We start from the raw sequence: 14380 nt of genomic DNA, 5'->3' as shown, positions 1-14380 counted from the left end.
CATGGCGATTTTCAAGGATATTGCCAGCCTGCGCCAATGGCGCCAAAGTCTGCGTGGCACTCTGGCCCTGGTGCCCACCATGGGCAACCTGCACGATGGCCACCTCGCGCTGGTGAAACTCGCTGCCACCCGGGCCGAACAGGTGCTGGTCAGTATCTACGTCAATCCGTTGCAGTTCGGTCCCCGGGAGGACTTTGTGAATTATCCGCGCACTCTCGATCGGGACTTGCAGCGTCTGCAAGAGGCGGGTTGCCAGACCGTATTTACCCCGGATGACGGATTGATGTATCCGCGCGGACGCCAGGATATCAGCGTCGTCATGCCGCCGCACAGCTTGAGCAAAGTGCTTTGCGGAGCCAGTCGTCCCGGTCACTTCGTCGGGGTCTGCACCGTACTCAGCAAACTGCTGCATATGGCCTCACCAGAAATACTCATTCTTGGCGAGAAAGACTATCAGCAACTGCGCATCGTTCAGCAGATAGTGGCCGACTTGAACCTCAATGTGCAGGTCTTGCCGGGGCCCCTGCAGAGAGAGACCGATGGGCTCGCCTACAGTTCGCGCAACACCTTTCTGAGTCTGGCAGAGCGGCAGGTCGCGCCGCTGCTCGCAGAAACACTCTTCGACCTTGCCCGCCGCAGCACCAGTGGCGTAGATGTGCCTGATCTGGCGGCGGCAGGCCGGGAACGGCTGGAGCAGGCCGGTTTTTTACCGGACTATCTGGAGTTGCGCGATGGTCAGTCTTTGCGGGCACTTACCGCTCCGCAGCCTGATGCACGCTGGTTCGCGGCCGCATGGCTGGGGCAGACCCGGCTCATCGACAATGTTATAATCTCTGGATGAGCACTCGCCTACGCGAAATTCCTTACAACTACACCTCATTTTCAGACGCCGAGATCGTCCGCCGCCTGATCGGGATGGATGCCTGGCGGCTGCTGGAAGATCTGCGCGAACAGCGGATCACCGGACGCTCGGCACGGATGCTCTTTGAAGTGCTGGGCGACCTCTGGGTGGTGCAGCGCAATCCTTACATCCAGGATGATTTGGCGCAGGATCGGCATCGCCGTCAAGCCCTCTGGGATGCTCTGGCACATCGCTTGAACGATATTGCCGATCGCGCTGAGGGCAATCCGCTGGTGATCCGTTTGCTGGAGAGCGCGCGCCTCGCGGTGCGCAGTTTTACGCAGCAATTTGATGAGGATCTGGCGCTGCGCAAGAAAGCGGAGCGCCGTCTGCTTAAAATCACCAGCAAAGATAATGTCAACTTCAGCGCCTATGCCCGCGTCGCCCACGTCACTGACGCCTCCGACTGGCGTGTGGAACTACCCTTCGTCGTCCTTTATCCCGCCGACGAGCCCGAGGTGCAGCGCATGGTCGCCGCTTGCCGTGAAATCGGGCTATCCATCATCCCGCGCGGTGGCGGCACCGGCTATACTGGCGGAGCCATTCCACTGCGCCGCCGTTGCGCCGTCATCAACACCGAAAAGCTGGAACAAATGTCGGTGATCGAAATGATCACGCCGCAAGGCCTGAGCACCCCTGTCCCCAGCATCTTCGCCGGTGCGGGTGTGGTCACCAAGATCGTGGCCGATGCGGCCGATGCGGCAGGTCTCGTCTTTGCCGTCGACCCCACTTCCATGGATGCCTCCACCATCGGCGGGAATATCGCCATGAATGCAGGGGGCAAGAAGGCGGTGCTCTGGGGTACGGCACTCGACAACCTGCTCTCCTGGCGCATGGTGACCCCCGATGGGAATTGGCTGGAAGTGGAGCGCCTGGACCATAATCTCGGCAAGATTCACGATCAGCCGGTAGTCCGTTTCCGCCTGAATCGCTTTGCCGCCGACGGACACACGGCGCTCGGGGAACCGGAAGTGCTCACCCTGCCCGGTGCCAGCTTCCGCAAGGCAGGGTTGGGCAAGGACGTCACCGACAAGTTTCTCGGCGGTCTGCCAGGTATCCAGAAAGAAGGCTGCGACGGCATTATCACCTCCGGGCGCTTCCTGCTCCATCAGATGCCTACCCATGTGCGCACGGTTTGCCTGGAGTTTTATGGCAGCAATCTAAACGCCGCGGTACCAGCCATTGTCGAAGTGAAATCCTACGTAGAGGGGCTGGAATCGGTCTTGCTCACCGGTCTGGAACACCTGGACGAGCGCTATCTCAAAGCCATCAAATACAGTAACAAAGCCCCCCGCCACGAACGCCCGAAGATGCTGCTGCTCGTGGATATCGCCAGCGATAACCCCGATGCAGCGGGTGCGGCGGCAGCGACAGTAGTGCGTATTGCCAACGCCCGTGGCGGTGAGGGCTTTGTTGCTACCACGCCCGAGTCAAGGCGTCGATTCTGGGCCGATCGCAGCCGCACCGCCGCCATTTCTGCCCATACCAATGCTTTCAAAATCAATGAAGATGTGGTCATTCCTCTGGAGAAGCTGGCGGAGTATAGCTCCTCGGTTGAGCGTATCAATATCGAGCAGTCCATCAGCAGTAAACTGGCCAGCCTCAGCGCACTGGAGGAATATGTCTCCGGTGATCTCGCAGAAATCCGCAAAGCTAAGGATTATGAAGAAAGCAGTGAAGATCAGGCCATCGTCGACGCCAAAAAATCCGCCGCCAGGGCGTTGATTGGCGATACACGTCAGCGCTGGCAATCTCTGCTGGAGAAGCTGGATATGCTGGCTATGGAGCATCCGGAACTGCTGGATGCGCACATGCTGTCCGCCGTGCATCCCAATGATACCCTGGCCGGTCTCCTGCTGCGCGGTGCCCTGCGCGTCAGTTACCGGGAGCACGTCGGCAAGCCGCTGGAAGCGCTGTTTGCTGGCGATGCTTTTGCTGCCGTGCGGTCGCGTATCCGCGAGATTCATGCAGAGGTGCGCCGCGCCCGTCTTTTTGTCGCCCTGCACATGCATGCCGGCGATGGCAACATCCACACCAACATCCCGGTGCTCTCCAGCGACTACGCCATGCTCCACGAGGCCGACCGGGTGGTGGACCGGATTATGGCCATTGCCCAGGAACTAGGCGGCGTCATCTCAGGCGAGCACGGCATCGGCATCACCAAGATGCGCTGGCTGGAACCAGAAAAGATTGCCGCTTTCGCAGTTTACAAAGCAAAAGTAGACCCGGACAACCTCTTCAATCCGGGCAAGCTGCTGGCGGGCTCCGGGCTGGAAACTGCCTATACACCCTCTTTACAACTGGTGGAACAAGAAGCGCTGTTGCTGGAAGCCAGCGAGCTGGGTGCCCTCAATCGTGAGATCAAGGACTGTCTGCGCTGCGGCAAATGCAAGCCGGTCTGCATGACCCATATCCCCCGTGCCAATCTGCTTTACTCACCGCGCGATAAAATCCTTGCCACCGGCATGCTCATCGAGGCCTTTCTCTATGAGGAGCAGACACGGCGCGGCGTCTCTCAGCAACATTTTGCTGCCCTCAACGATGTGGCCGACCATTGCACCACCTGCCACAAGTGCGAAACACCCTGCCCGGTGGATATTGACTTCGGCAAGGTCTCCATTCACATGCGTAACATTCTCCGGGCACGGGGTGAAAAGTCCTTCAATCTCGGCACCCGGCTGGCCATGAGCTATCTCAATGCCGCCGAACCCGGCAAAGTCCACTTTTTGCGGCGGGTCGTCCTGCAAACCGCTTACAAGGCACAGGCCCTGGCCCACAAAGTCGCCAGACCGCTGTTGCCCAAGGGGCCACCACCGGCCACCACCGGCAAAGCGCCGATGCGCGCCGAAGTCATCCACTTCCTGCGCAAACCTCTGCCCACCAAGATGGGTGCACAGACCATGCGTCAACTCCTCGCCATTGTCGATGACAAGACGGTCCCTATCATCCGTGACAGCGCCAAGGTCACGGACGGCAGCGATGCGGTGTTCTATTTCCCCGGTTGCGGCAGTGAGCGGCTCTTCAGCGAGATCGGCTTGGCAACGCTGGCCATGTTGCATCATGTTGGCGCGCAGACCGTGCTGCCGCCCGGCTATCTCTGCTGCGGCTATCCGCAGACGGCGGGCGGGCAGGAAGACAAAGGTCAGGAAATTTCGATACGCAATCAGGTGCTCTTTCACCGGGTCGCCAACACTCTGAATTATCTGGATATCAAAACGGTCATCCTGTCCTGCGGCACCTGCATGGACCAACTGCTGCAATACCAGTTCCAGCAGATTTTTCCCGGCTGCCGCCTGCTGGATATCCATGAATATCTGATGGAAAAGGGTGTCGCGCTGGACGGTGTAGAGGGCGTGCAGTATCTCTATCACGATCCCTGCCACAGCCCCATGAAGACGCACAAACCCCAGGCCGTGGCGTCACAGTTGCTCGGGCAACAGGTACTGGACTCCGCCCGCTGCTGCGGCGAAGCCGGCACCCTGGCCAGCAGTCGCCCAGACATCGCAACCCAGTTACGCTTCCGCAAGGAGGAGGTGCTCAAGGAGGGCATCTTCCAGCTCACCGGTAAAGAGCGCGCGGAGAACGGCAACGTCAAGCTACTCACGAGTTGTCCTGCCTGCCAGCAGGGCCTGGAACGTTACCGCGAAGATACGGGCCTCGACACCGATTACATCGTCGTCGAACTGGCGCGTACGATACTTGGGCCGCAGTGGCAGCAGAGTTTCATCGATGCCGCCACCCACCAGGGGGGTATTGAGCGGGTTTTACTCTGATGGCCATGAATCCTCCACCCACCGCCCAACGTTTAGACAGGTCTGACCGCTCCATGCACCTGCTGTCGGCCACTTCTGGCGCGGCAGACATCGTCGCGTTCCTCAAGCTGAACATGGTGTTTACCTCGGCGATGACCGGTAACCTCGCACTCTTTGGCATCGCCGTCGGTCAAGGCCATCTGCTCTCCGCCACCCATTCCCTCACCGCCCTTCTAGGATTCATCATCGGGGTGGCCATCGCCGCGCTCTGGAAAGAGCGCCCCTTCGGGTTACGCTGGATATTAGCTCTGGAAGTCGTTTTTCTCGCGCTCTATGCATTTTGCTGGTTGCGCTGGGGTTTTCCCCTAAGAGGCAGTCCGCTCTATGCCTTGATCCTGTTCTCCGCCATCGGCATGGGAATGCAGAGCGTCGCGGCGCGACTGATCAATGTCGCCGGGGTCCCGTCCGTCGTCTTCACCAACACCCTGACCAGTATCGTCTTGGTCTTCATCCAAAGTATCCACAAGCACCAGCCCCTGCCCTTTGCTCTGCGCCAACAGATGGCTGCCCTGCTCGCTTATCTCGGCGGTGCCGTGGTCTTCGCATTCCTGCTGATGGTTATGCCGGTGCTGGCTATGACTCTGCCGGCCGTTTTAGTAGCTCTGGCCCTCTGGATGCACTGGCATCCGGTTGCCGATGCAGCAGCCTGAAGGCGGCATCAGTCCATGGTAACATCCGATCCAGACACGCCCCCCGCAGCCCCCGTACTGACCTCGATCAATGGTATTCTCGACCTGCACGCGTTCCACCCCAAAGAAGTGCCCGACCTGATCCGCGAATACCTCCGCAGTTGCCGCGCTGCCCACATCACGGAAATTCGTATCATCCACGGTAAAGGCAAAGGCGTACTCCGCGAAACCGTCCACACGCTGCTCCGCCGCGAGCCCATGGTCCGGAATTTTCGTCTGGCCAATGACCGCAGCAGTTGGGGTGCAACCCTGGTCGATATTTATCCGCCGGACGTTCCTTTACCACCCCGCTGTGCACCGGCTTCAAAGGCACCGGTGCTGGTATCGGTGGTACCCGGCTGGTACCGTCTGCTGCACCGTATTTTCGTGAAACGCTAAGGATAAACATGGCTCAGGAAGGCGTCAGCAAATTTCACCTGGACTGGCAGGCAGGTCCCGTCATCGAGTGCCCAGACCGGTGCCTGCTCAGCCATTGGCGCGATGTACTACATGCCCACGGCCTGATTGGTGCTGATCCCGCCCGTTACGGCGGCATCGGTTTTGGTAACGTGAGTTGTCGTTGCGACAGCGGTTTTCTGATCACTGCCACCCAGACCGGTCACCTCGCCACTTTAGCACCCGACCATTTCTGTCAGGTCACCCGCTGGGATATTGTCCACAACCAACTCAGGGCCGAAGGACCACAGCCACCCTCCTCAGAAGCCCTCAGTCATGCGGCCTGCTATGACGCCCATCCGGAAATTCTCTGGGTCTTCCACATTCATGATCCGCTGCTCTGGCAACAGGCCGCAGTTCGGGGGTTGCCAGCCACCCCCCTGGATGCAGAATACGGCACCCCCGCCATGGCCCTGGCCGTATCTCATCTCGCCGGACAGGGTCGGTTACCCCTACTCATCCGGATGGCCGGTCACGAAGACGGGCTCATCGCCGCCGGCCACAGCGCCGCAGCGACTGGCGCCGTGCTATTAAACGCCGTTGCCGAAGCTCAGGCCTCCAGCGCCTTGCGCAGGTAGAAGTCCATATCGGTGAGATTATTGAGGGCCCAGCGTCGGTAATCATCGGGCAGATCGGCAATTTTCACACCCTTGTGCTTGCCGAAAGGCATCGTCTCGGGAATCCGTGCGCGCTCGCTGAACTCCCATAAATCTTCCCAGGAATTGGGCCGCACCGAGAGAATGACCTTGTTCAGCAGAATCCGGCAAAATTTCACGTCCGCCAGTGCGGAGTGGGCGTTTTTGAGGTTGTCCCGGGTCTTGTGCTTATCCTTGCTGAAGTGATACATCAATGCCGACTGGGAATGGCTATCCACCTCGGGCCAGAGCTTGCGGGTCATGGCATAAGTGCAGATGCGTTTGACGTCGGGCTTGCCGATGACGCCCCAGTCATAATCAATGCTGTGACCGACGAGATACCCTGTGTCTTCGGGTAACTGAAAACTGCTCGCGGGCGGGCTTTCCAGCAGATCTTCCTCGAGAATATGGTGTACCGCCATCGCACCCATCTCAATGGGCTTGGCCGGTCGGTAACGCTGCACAAACTGTTCCTCCACCGCCAGCGTCTTCAAATCGCTCACCGCCAGCCAGGCCGCCTCAATCAGATCAGGCTCCACACGGCCCGTCGTTTCGGTATCAAAAATCAATGCGCGCATACAAAACCTCATCCCTGATCCGGCGAAAAAATGCAGGGTAAATGCCTGCTTCGCAATGGGCAAGCGCCCATGCCCGATGGAACCCTGCGAAAAACACAACAGCCTATTGTTTATACTAGCGCTTTATCCAGACGTTGCTTTTTTCACCTGGCAACCCCATTCATACAAAGGAGAGTAAAAATACGTAATTTACGTTATCATGTCGACGTGTTAGTGCACAGGAGTCAAAACATGAACCAGGACCAGAATCAGAACCCGTACCAGTTTCCAGACAGTATGAATCCGGCAGGAGTTGGCAGTGGCAGATCCATTGGCGCACTTATGGGCAAAACCTATGCGCTGCTTGCTGCCACCCTCGTGGTGTCTGCCATCGCCTCGGTGTATGGCATGCACTCGGCATTCGCCTACCAGCATCCCTTCATCCTGATGATCGGCTCGTTTGCCCTGCTCTTTGCGGTGCAGTACACCGGCGCGCACCGCAGTCCCTTTGCGGTTCCCCTGGTTTTCCTGTTCGCTGGCGGCATGGGCATGATGATGGGTCCGGCTATTGAGATGTATCTGCGGATGCCGGGTGGCGCCTCGATCATTGCCGAGGCCTTGGGCACTACCGCAGCCATGTTTGTTGGACTGTCCGCGTATGCCCTGACCACCCGACGGGATTTCAGCAACATCGGCGGCTTCCTGATCACCGGTCTGGTGCTGGCCATCGTGGTCTCTCTGCTGAACATGTTCCTGCTCCATATCCCCGCGTTGCAACTAGCCATTGCCGGCGTACTGGTACTGGTCTTCAGCGGCCTGATCCTTTTTGACACCCAGCGTATGATTCGCGGCGGCATTCAAGAGCCTGTCCTGCTAGTGGTCGGCCTCTATCTGGATATCATAAACCTTTTCATGGCGTTGCTCGAAATCTTCGGGGGCAACCGCAATTAGTCACCGCATCCTTCCTGCATCGGTGGGAAGGACGCTTTTTCTGAAAGCATGCCAAGCAAGTGTTTGCCATATCGCCATCGGAGATGTCAGGCATCGCCTTTTCCCGTTTTCTGAACCATGACTGATCCTACTCCTCTGCAAAACCACACCCCGATGATGCGTCAGTATTTCGGGCTGAAGGAACAATGCCCGGATGCGCTGCTTTTCTATCGCATGGGGGATTTTTACGAGCTATTTTTTGAAGACGCCGAAAAAGCCGCCCGCCTCCTCGGCATCACCCTCACCAGCCGTGGACAAAGCGCCGGACAGGCCATTCCCATGGCGGGGGTACCTGTCCAAAGTGTAGATGGCTATCTCGCGAAACTGGTGCGTCTGGGCGAGCGGGTGGCCATTGGCGAGCAAATTGGCGAAGCGACCACCGCCAAAGGTCCCGTGGAACGCGCCATCGTGCGGGTCATCACCCCCGGTACCATCATTGACAGTGCCTTATTGGATGCCGGCCAGGAGCCTCTGCTCCTGGCCCTCTGCCCGGACGGCCAGCGTTGTGGCCTGGCCTGGCTGGATGCCGCCGGAGGGCGCCTCATGGTGCGTGAGGTGGCCGACACCGCCATCGCAGATGCCATAGCGCGGCGTCCCGTCGCAGAAATCATCGCCCCGGAAGATACGCCGCTTCCGGTCGGAGTCGACCCGCAAAAATTGCAACTCCTGGAGAAAACCGGTTTTCAAACTCGGCGCACCGAGGCAGTACTTGAACGCTATTTTGGGGAACGACTGGCGAGTTTCGGGTGCAACGACTGGCCCCTCGCCCTACGCGCCGCCGCCGCACTCCTCAATTATGCCGAGGCCCAACTACGCAGCAGCCTGACCCAAGTCCAGCGAATTCATCCGGAGCGCGCTGAAGATGAGCTCTATCTGGATGCGACCGCCTTGCGGGCACTGGAAGTGGTGGAAAGCCTGCAAGGGAATGGTCCCACTTTGTTCAGCTTGTTGCACAAAACCCAGACGGCCATGGGCGCCCGCTTGCTCCGTCGCTGGCTGCTACGACCACTACGCCAGGGATCCGTGCTTGCGACCCGCCAGGAAGTCATCGCAGCGCTTACCCAAGGCAGCGGACCAACCGCCATCCAGAAGGCCTTGCACGGTATCGCGGATGCGGAGCGCATTCTCACCCGCATCGCCTTAAAAAATGCGAGCCCCCGGGATTTCGCCCAACTCCGCAGCACCTTGCAGGCGCTACCCACGCTGCGCGCCACCCTCGAAGAAACAGGGCACCTGGCATTGGCACCTTATCAGGAGCGCATAGCGCTCTTTGCCGCCCTCCGCACGCTGCTGGAAGCGTCCTTAGTGGATGCCCCGCCCATGACCCAGCGGGATGGTGGCTACATACGTGCCGGCTACGATGCCGAATTGGATCGGCTTCAACAACTCAGTCAGAATTTGCAGGAAGTACTGCGTGATCTGGAGCAGCAGGAGCGCCAGCGTACCGGCATCACCCAACTCAAAATCCAGTTCAACCGGGTGCATGGTTTTTACATCGAGATCAGCCGCAGCTATCAAGGGCCCATTCCTGACGATTATCGCCGTCGCCAGACCACCAAAAATGCAGAACGCTACATCAACGATGCCCTGAAAGTCATTGAAGATCAGGCCCTCTCGGCAGAGAGCCTGGCCCTGAGCCGGGAGCGCCTGCTCTTCACGCAGGTCCTGGAAGCGGCAATCCCCGAAGTGCCGACCCTGCAAGATGCCATGACCGCCGTTGCCGAACTGGACGGTCTCAGCACGCTGGCCGAACGCGCCATCACCCTGCACTGGTGTGCCCCGCAGTTCGTCAGAGAACCGCTTTTACACATCCGTGACGGTCGTCATCCCGTCGTAGAAGCCCAGATCGGCAGCAATTTCGTGCCCAACGATCTCGATTTTGATAAAGAACAGCGGATGCTGCTTATCACCGGTCCCAATATGGGCGGCAAATCCACCTACATGCGGCAAACAGCGCTCATCGTCCTGCTCGCCCACATCGGCAGCTGGGTGCCTGCCCGCGAAGCCATCATTGGCCCCATCGACCAGATTTTCACCCGCATCGGCGCTGCCGACGATCTGGCCGGCGGTCGCTCCACCTTCATGGTGGAAATGAGTGAAACAGCGCGCATCCTCCATCTCGCTACGGCCCAAAGCCTGGTGATTCTGGATGAAATCGGACGGGGCACCGCCACTTATGATGGCCTCTCCATCGCCTGGGCCACGGCCGAGGCGCTAGTGGAACGGGGCGCCTGCACGCTCTTCGCCACCCACTATTTTGAACTGACGGAGCTGGATCTTCCCGGCCTGCGTAACGCTCATCTCGACGCTTTGACACAAGGGGATCAGGTCGTATTCCTGCATCGGGTGGAGAGTGGTCCGGCCACGCAAAGCTACGGACTGGCGGTTGCCAAACTTGCCGGGATTCCGGATCTAGTCGTGCGGCGCGCCCGCCAGCGACTCAGTCAACTGGAAGAAACCACCCAACAGCCGACCCGCAATACAGCACCCGCCCAATTGCCCCTCTTCCAGGCCGCTCCGCATCCGGCGGTGCAGCGGTTAAGTCAGCTGGAACCAGATCAACTCAGCCCCAGGCAGGCCCTGGATCTGCTCTATACACTCAAAGAGTTGGCGCAATAAAACAGGTTGCGCAACGCGCAAGACGACCGCGTTCTGGCGCTCGCAGACCATACGCATTGGATACGGGAATGGAGTATGCTGTCCCGGGCTCGCTCGACGCGCACAGGAATCTGATCGTTCACTATCACACAGCACGGGGAAAACCAGACATGCTCATTGTTATTGAAGGCGTTGAAGAAGTTCGACGCGACGCAGCGGCTTATAATGCACTGGTTCATTAGCACCTTCGCCTATCTGATTACCACGGCAACGCCCATGCTCCACACTTATGGGCTCTGGGCCTTGGTTGGCATCCTGTTCATCGAAAACCTGGGCATTGTTTTCGCGCCCGGGGAAGCCGTCATCGTAACTGCCGGATTTCTGGCTGCCAAAGGCGTATTTCCGATCTGGCTGGTCATCCCGCTGGGCATTCTAGCCGCCGTCTTGGGTGGCTACGTTGCCTACGCTTTGGGTGCGCGTTACGGGCACAAGGGGCTTTTGCGGTACGGCCACCACGTCTGGATCAAGCCGTCCATGGTGGACAGAGTCCATCATTTTTTTCATCGTTTCGGTGCCCCAGTCGTGGCCATCGGCCGCTTTATCGTGCCACTGCGCCAGTTACAGGGCTACATCGCCGGCAGCGCGGAAATGGGATTTCCGGTCTTCGCAATCTGGAGTGCGGTCGGCGGCATATTGTGGGTGTGCGCATGGAGCGGTGGGGCCTATATGCTGGCGGCACAGATCAGCGCCTAGCTACCTTATGTCGGTCTTGGCTCGCGACTGCCAATTTCGGAAAACCGGAACTGGCAAGTATGGTGAGCCCTGCTGGGGACACAGCATCCATTTTCTGGATCATCGTTGGGATGCTCACCTGCGTGTCCACCATCGGGCTGATCGGCGTATTCCTGGGCTCCGCGTTTTTCGCCATACTCATGCATGTCCTCCACCAACTGAAACCCACAGGTGCTGTGGGCAGGGCCGAAAAGGGAGATCATGAGAATCTATAGGATGTACCGCAAAGACGCTGATATTGTTGCCGTCAAAGACGGGTTCTCCTACCCAGGGTTTTTCTTCACCTGGGTTTGGGCGTTCGCCAAAAGATTGTGGGGTGTTGGAATATTCTTTTTTCTCCTGAATATCATGGCCTTTTCATTTTTCGAGTGGATGCCTTACAAGAACTTCCTCACTATCCATCATCTGCCATCCTTATGGATGACCGTCAATTTTTCCGCCTGGATGGCCAAAGCTCTACTGGGTTATTTCGGGAATCGCTTGACAGGAAACAAGCTAATACGACAAGGATATACACGTCTACCCGGCACGATTCGCGCAAAAAATGTTCATGAAGCAACCATCATTGGTATGTCGCTACCAGCAGATCGCCAAAACAATCTTCGCGATGGTCACCATTCGACCCGATGGATCGGTGGAACGATTTTGGTTTTATGGTCATTTTTCCTGTATGTGTCGCCATTGCCCAATATGGCCATTTACCCCGCCGCCCATGATGGCGCCTCAAAAAACAATAACCCACTTGGCGTGGGTCGCATGCTGGAAGTTGGAAACCGCGCCTTTCCATTATTTGGCACGCAACAGCCAGAAGCATTGGAGGTCTCATTGAAATGCTCCACGGGGTTCTTTCCAAGCCTCAAGAAGGCGTACGAAAATGACTGAAGTTGATGATGAGAAGGGGCGGGGTCTGTCAAGCTAGATACCTGGGTGGTTACGTGCCATGCCCGGCACACACTTGGAGTTCAGCGAGCCACGCCTTAATAATGGATTGCCGGGTAATGCCGAGCTTTCTTGCTTCCCGATCTAATGATTCAATCATCCACGTAGGAAAATCGACATTAACGCGCTTTTACTCCTGCAACACGCGTTTCGCCTTGGATAACTCCAGCGCAGCAATAATGTCAACACCCTCATCAAACTGTTTATCGAACGTTTTAGCTTTCATATAGTGCTGCCTCCTCAGTTCGTGATCGACGAGCAGAAATAAGTCGAATATCTGCACCCCTGTAGGTGACGACAGCTGACCAGTGTTTCCCGTTGATAGATCCTATCACCAGATATCGGGGCTCGCCGTGAATCAGCACTTCGCGAATGTGTCCACAAGATTCAGGGTACCTCACTTGTCATGAGCCCCTTCAGCGTGTACTGTATGTTTATACAGTACACCAAAGGAGGCATCACATGGCACCCCATCGTTCTGCATCGCAGTTGTGGCCCAAGACGGCGGGCATTCTGGTCTTTGGCGCGTTGATTGGCCTCTGGCTGGGGCATCAGGACAAAGGTTATCAGCCCTGTCCTACGTCCGCTATGGAGTCTGTGGTACTTCAACAATCGCAGCAAACGGCCACCTTCCGGCGCACCGCACAAAATCAATCCGCCACGGAGCCTTTCACCGTGCGACCGTGATAAACTGCGCCGGGCAAAAATGGCTTTAGGGCCGATCACACATGGCAAATCAGGGAGTTACTTTGGAACTGGATCACAAGGCCCGCGCGGCCATAGAAGACATCATCAATCGCCGGGAGGGCATCAACTCCATACAGACGCAACTGAAGGAAGACATCAAGGCAATAGCCGAGTACCTTGCGGTAAAACCCGCACAGGTGGCCCGGATCATCAGCCTGGTAGAGCGGGAACGTGCCAAGGGAGATGTACTGGAGGCCGAGCGTGGGGTAATAGACGCGGCGGAGTCCATGATCCCCGTAACCGCGTCGGCGGAAGAAGTGCAGGACGCTTAACGCGGCAATGCGGCTGCGGTGCCTGAAGTATGCACTGCATCCGCATCCAGAAATTGCAGAAATGCCTGGATGGTATGGGACTGGTAAATGGGCTGCGGTCTGGCCATATACAACGTCCATTGAATGCCGTGCGGTGATGGTAAGCGGCGTACATTGACGCGCCAGTCTTTTCGGTGGCGCAAGGCGGCGGCAGTCACAAAACCGATGCCCAGCCCTGCATCCACGGCGGCACCAACCGCCTCGACACCGGTCACTTCGATGGATTGTTTGGGCATCAAGTGCGCATCACGAAACACCTGCTCCACAGAGCGCCGAATGCCCGAGGCACGCTCCCGCCAGATTATGGGGTAGGACATGAGGCTTTCCAGGGTGATCTCGTCTTGTGCCAGCAGCGCGTGTCCCTCCGGGAAAATCGTCATGATTTCGTCGTGTAACCATGGCGTTACCGTATAGTAAGAGGGCAACCCTTCCAGGTCCAGTCCGCCTTCCAGAAAAAACAAATCCCAGTCGGACAACGAGATGTCCGACCAGTCGATGACGCCACCGCGCAGTTGGAGTTCCACATCGGGGAACTGGCGCTGAAAGGCCACCAAACGTTGCGGCAGAAAATAATTGGCCACCGTATTGGTTGCGGCGATGCGCAGCACCCCATTTTGTAGGCGCTGTCGGCGCAACACGATGTCGTCAAATTCGTCGACCACGTCGCGCAGCCGCTGCGCGGTGGCAAGCAACGCCTCCCCGGCCGGCGTGAGGCGAATACCGCGGCCACTGCGCATGGTGAGTGGTTCCCCCACTTGCTGGGTAAGTTTCTGTAAACGTTCCGTCACCGTCGGCTGACTGCGATGCAGTGCCTTGGCCGCCGCACTGATACCCCCGGAGCGGGCTACCGTCAGAAAGGTCAGCAAAAGCTCGGTGTCCATATATCGATATGCCCTATATATTAGTTATAAATTTCCAATTTGACCTATATGTTAATGGGCCGCATTATCACCGTGTCTTCCGAAAAATAGCAA

14 protein-coding genes and 1 pseudogene are annotated in these 14380 nt (G+C 57.9%); 11 read left to right on the top strand and 4 right to left on the bottom strand.

Annotated features, from left to right (window positions below):
- The first annotated feature begins 1 nt into the window (after nucleotide 1).
- Genes panC through H2515_RS06165 form a run of 5 tightly spaced genes read left to right on the top strand, consistent with a single transcriptional unit; the run spans nucleotide 2 to nucleotide 6415 of the window.
- Nucleotides 2-841, top strand: coding sequence for a pantoate--beta-alanine ligase (gene panC / locus H2515_RS06185; protein ID WP_198661420.1), 840 nt, complete (start codon nucleotides 2-4; stop codon nucleotides 839-841).
- Nucleotides 838-4674 carry a DUF3683 domain-containing protein gene (locus tag H2515_RS06180; protein ID WP_198661191.1) on the top strand — a complete coding sequence of 1279 codons (3837 nt, stop codon included), beginning with the start codon at nucleotides 838-840 and terminating at the stop codon, nucleotides 4672-4674. Before panC ends, H2515_RS06180 begins: the two co-directional genes overlap by 4 nt.
- Nucleotides 4674-5363 carry a YoaK family protein gene (locus H2515_RS06175; RefSeq protein ID WP_035190314.1) on the top strand — a complete coding sequence of 230 codons (690 nt, stop codon included), beginning with the start codon at nucleotides 4674-4676 and terminating at the stop codon, nucleotides 5361-5363. Before H2515_RS06180 ends, H2515_RS06175 begins: the two co-directional genes overlap by 1 nt.
- A gap of 15 nt (nucleotides 5364-5378) precedes the next feature.
- Nucleotides 5379-5780, top strand: a complete 402-nt coding sequence (locus tag H2515_RS06170; RefSeq protein WP_065413879.1) for a Smr/MutS family protein — start codon at nucleotides 5379-5381, stop codon at nucleotides 5778-5780.
- A gap of 8 nt (nucleotides 5781-5788) precedes the next feature.
- Nucleotides 5789-6415 (top strand): class II aldolase/adducin family protein, encoded by a 627-nt coding sequence (locus H2515_RS06165; protein WP_065413880.1) that lies wholly within the window; start codon nucleotides 5789-5791, stop codon nucleotides 6413-6415.
- Here the strand turns inward: H2515_RS06165 and H2515_RS06160 are convergent.
- Nucleotides 6388-7050, bottom strand: coding sequence for a putative quorum-sensing-regulated virulence factor (locus tag H2515_RS06160; protein ID WP_014029424.1), 663 nt, complete (start codon nucleotides 7048-7050; stop codon nucleotides 6388-6390). The two genes, H2515_RS06165 and H2515_RS06160, sit on opposite strands and share 28 nt — an antisense overlap.
- Nucleotides 7051-7281: 231 nt before the next feature.
- On the opposite strand from H2515_RS06160, the gene H2515_RS06155 reads away from it, so the two are divergent.
- From H2515_RS06155 to H2515_RS06140, 4 genes are all read left to right on the top strand, one after another.
- Nucleotides 7282-7980: a Bax inhibitor-1/YccA family protein gene (locus tag H2515_RS06155; RefSeq protein ID WP_065413881.1), complete on the top strand. Its 699-nt coding sequence runs from the start codon at nucleotides 7282-7284 to the stop codon at nucleotides 7978-7980.
- A gap of 117 nt (nucleotides 7981-8097) precedes the next feature.
- Complete coding sequence (mutS, locus tag H2515_RS06150; RefSeq protein WP_065413882.1) at nucleotides 8098-10638, top strand: DNA mismatch repair protein MutS; 2541 nt, start codon at nucleotides 8098-8100, stop codon at nucleotides 10636-10638.
- A 204-nt stretch (nucleotides 10639-10842) separates the two neighbouring features.
- Nucleotides 10843-11370, top strand: a complete 528-nt coding sequence (locus H2515_RS06145; RefSeq protein ID WP_232821582.1) for a DedA family protein — start codon at nucleotides 10843-10845, stop codon at nucleotides 11368-11370.
- A gap of 255 nt (nucleotides 11371-11625) precedes the next feature.
- Entirely contained in the window at nucleotides 11626-12291 is a 666-nt protein-coding gene (locus H2515_RS06140; protein ID WP_198661190.1) for a hypothetical protein, read from the top strand.
- Between the two features lie 49 nt (nucleotides 12292-12340).
- Here the strand turns inward: H2515_RS06140 and H2515_RS16510 are convergent.
- Both H2515_RS16510 and H2515_RS16505 read right to left on the bottom strand, forming a co-directional pair.
- Nucleotides 12341-12466: pseudogene (locus tag H2515_RS16510) on the bottom strand (hypothetical protein); the annotation flags it as partial.
- Nucleotides 12467-12563: 97 nt separating this feature from the next.
- On the bottom strand, nucleotides 12564-12713 hold the full coding sequence (locus tag H2515_RS16505) for a BrnT family toxin (protein WP_408626822.1): 150 nt from the start codon (nucleotides 12711-12713) through the stop codon (nucleotides 12564-12566).
- 97 nt (nucleotides 12714-12810) lie between these two features.
- On the opposite strand from H2515_RS16505, the gene H2515_RS06130 reads away from it, so the two are divergent.
- Together H2515_RS06130 and H2515_RS06125 are read left to right on the top strand one after the other, a co-directional pair.
- The gene (locus H2515_RS06130) at nucleotides 12811-13035 is read left to right on the top strand and encodes a hypothetical protein (protein ID WP_035190302.1); all 225 of its coding nucleotides are present in this window, start codon (nucleotides 12811-12813) and stop codon (nucleotides 13033-13035) included.
- A 62-nt stretch (nucleotides 13036-13097) separates the two neighbouring features.
- A complete protein-coding gene (locus tag H2515_RS06125) occupies nucleotides 13098-13367 on the top strand; it encodes a hypothetical protein (protein ID WP_014029433.1) in 270 nt (89 codons plus the stop codon).
- Here H2515_RS06125 and H2515_RS06120 read toward each other — a convergent pair.
- A complete protein-coding gene (locus H2515_RS06120; RefSeq protein WP_065413885.1) occupies nucleotides 13364-14287 on the bottom strand; it encodes a LysR family transcriptional regulator in 924 nt (307 codons plus the stop codon). The genes H2515_RS06125 and H2515_RS06120 overlap by 4 nt on opposite strands.
- Nucleotides 14288-14380 lie beyond the last annotated feature (93 nt).

It is taken from the genome of Acidithiobacillus ferrivorans, from assembly GCF_016250455.1.
GTDB classification, from domain to species: Bacteria; Pseudomonadota; Gammaproteobacteria; order Acidithiobacillales; family Acidithiobacillaceae; genus Acidithiobacillus; species Acidithiobacillus ferrivorans.
The sequence above is the reverse complement of the archived record's forward strand: the minus strand, read 5'-3'. Positions and strand labels throughout refer to the sequence as shown.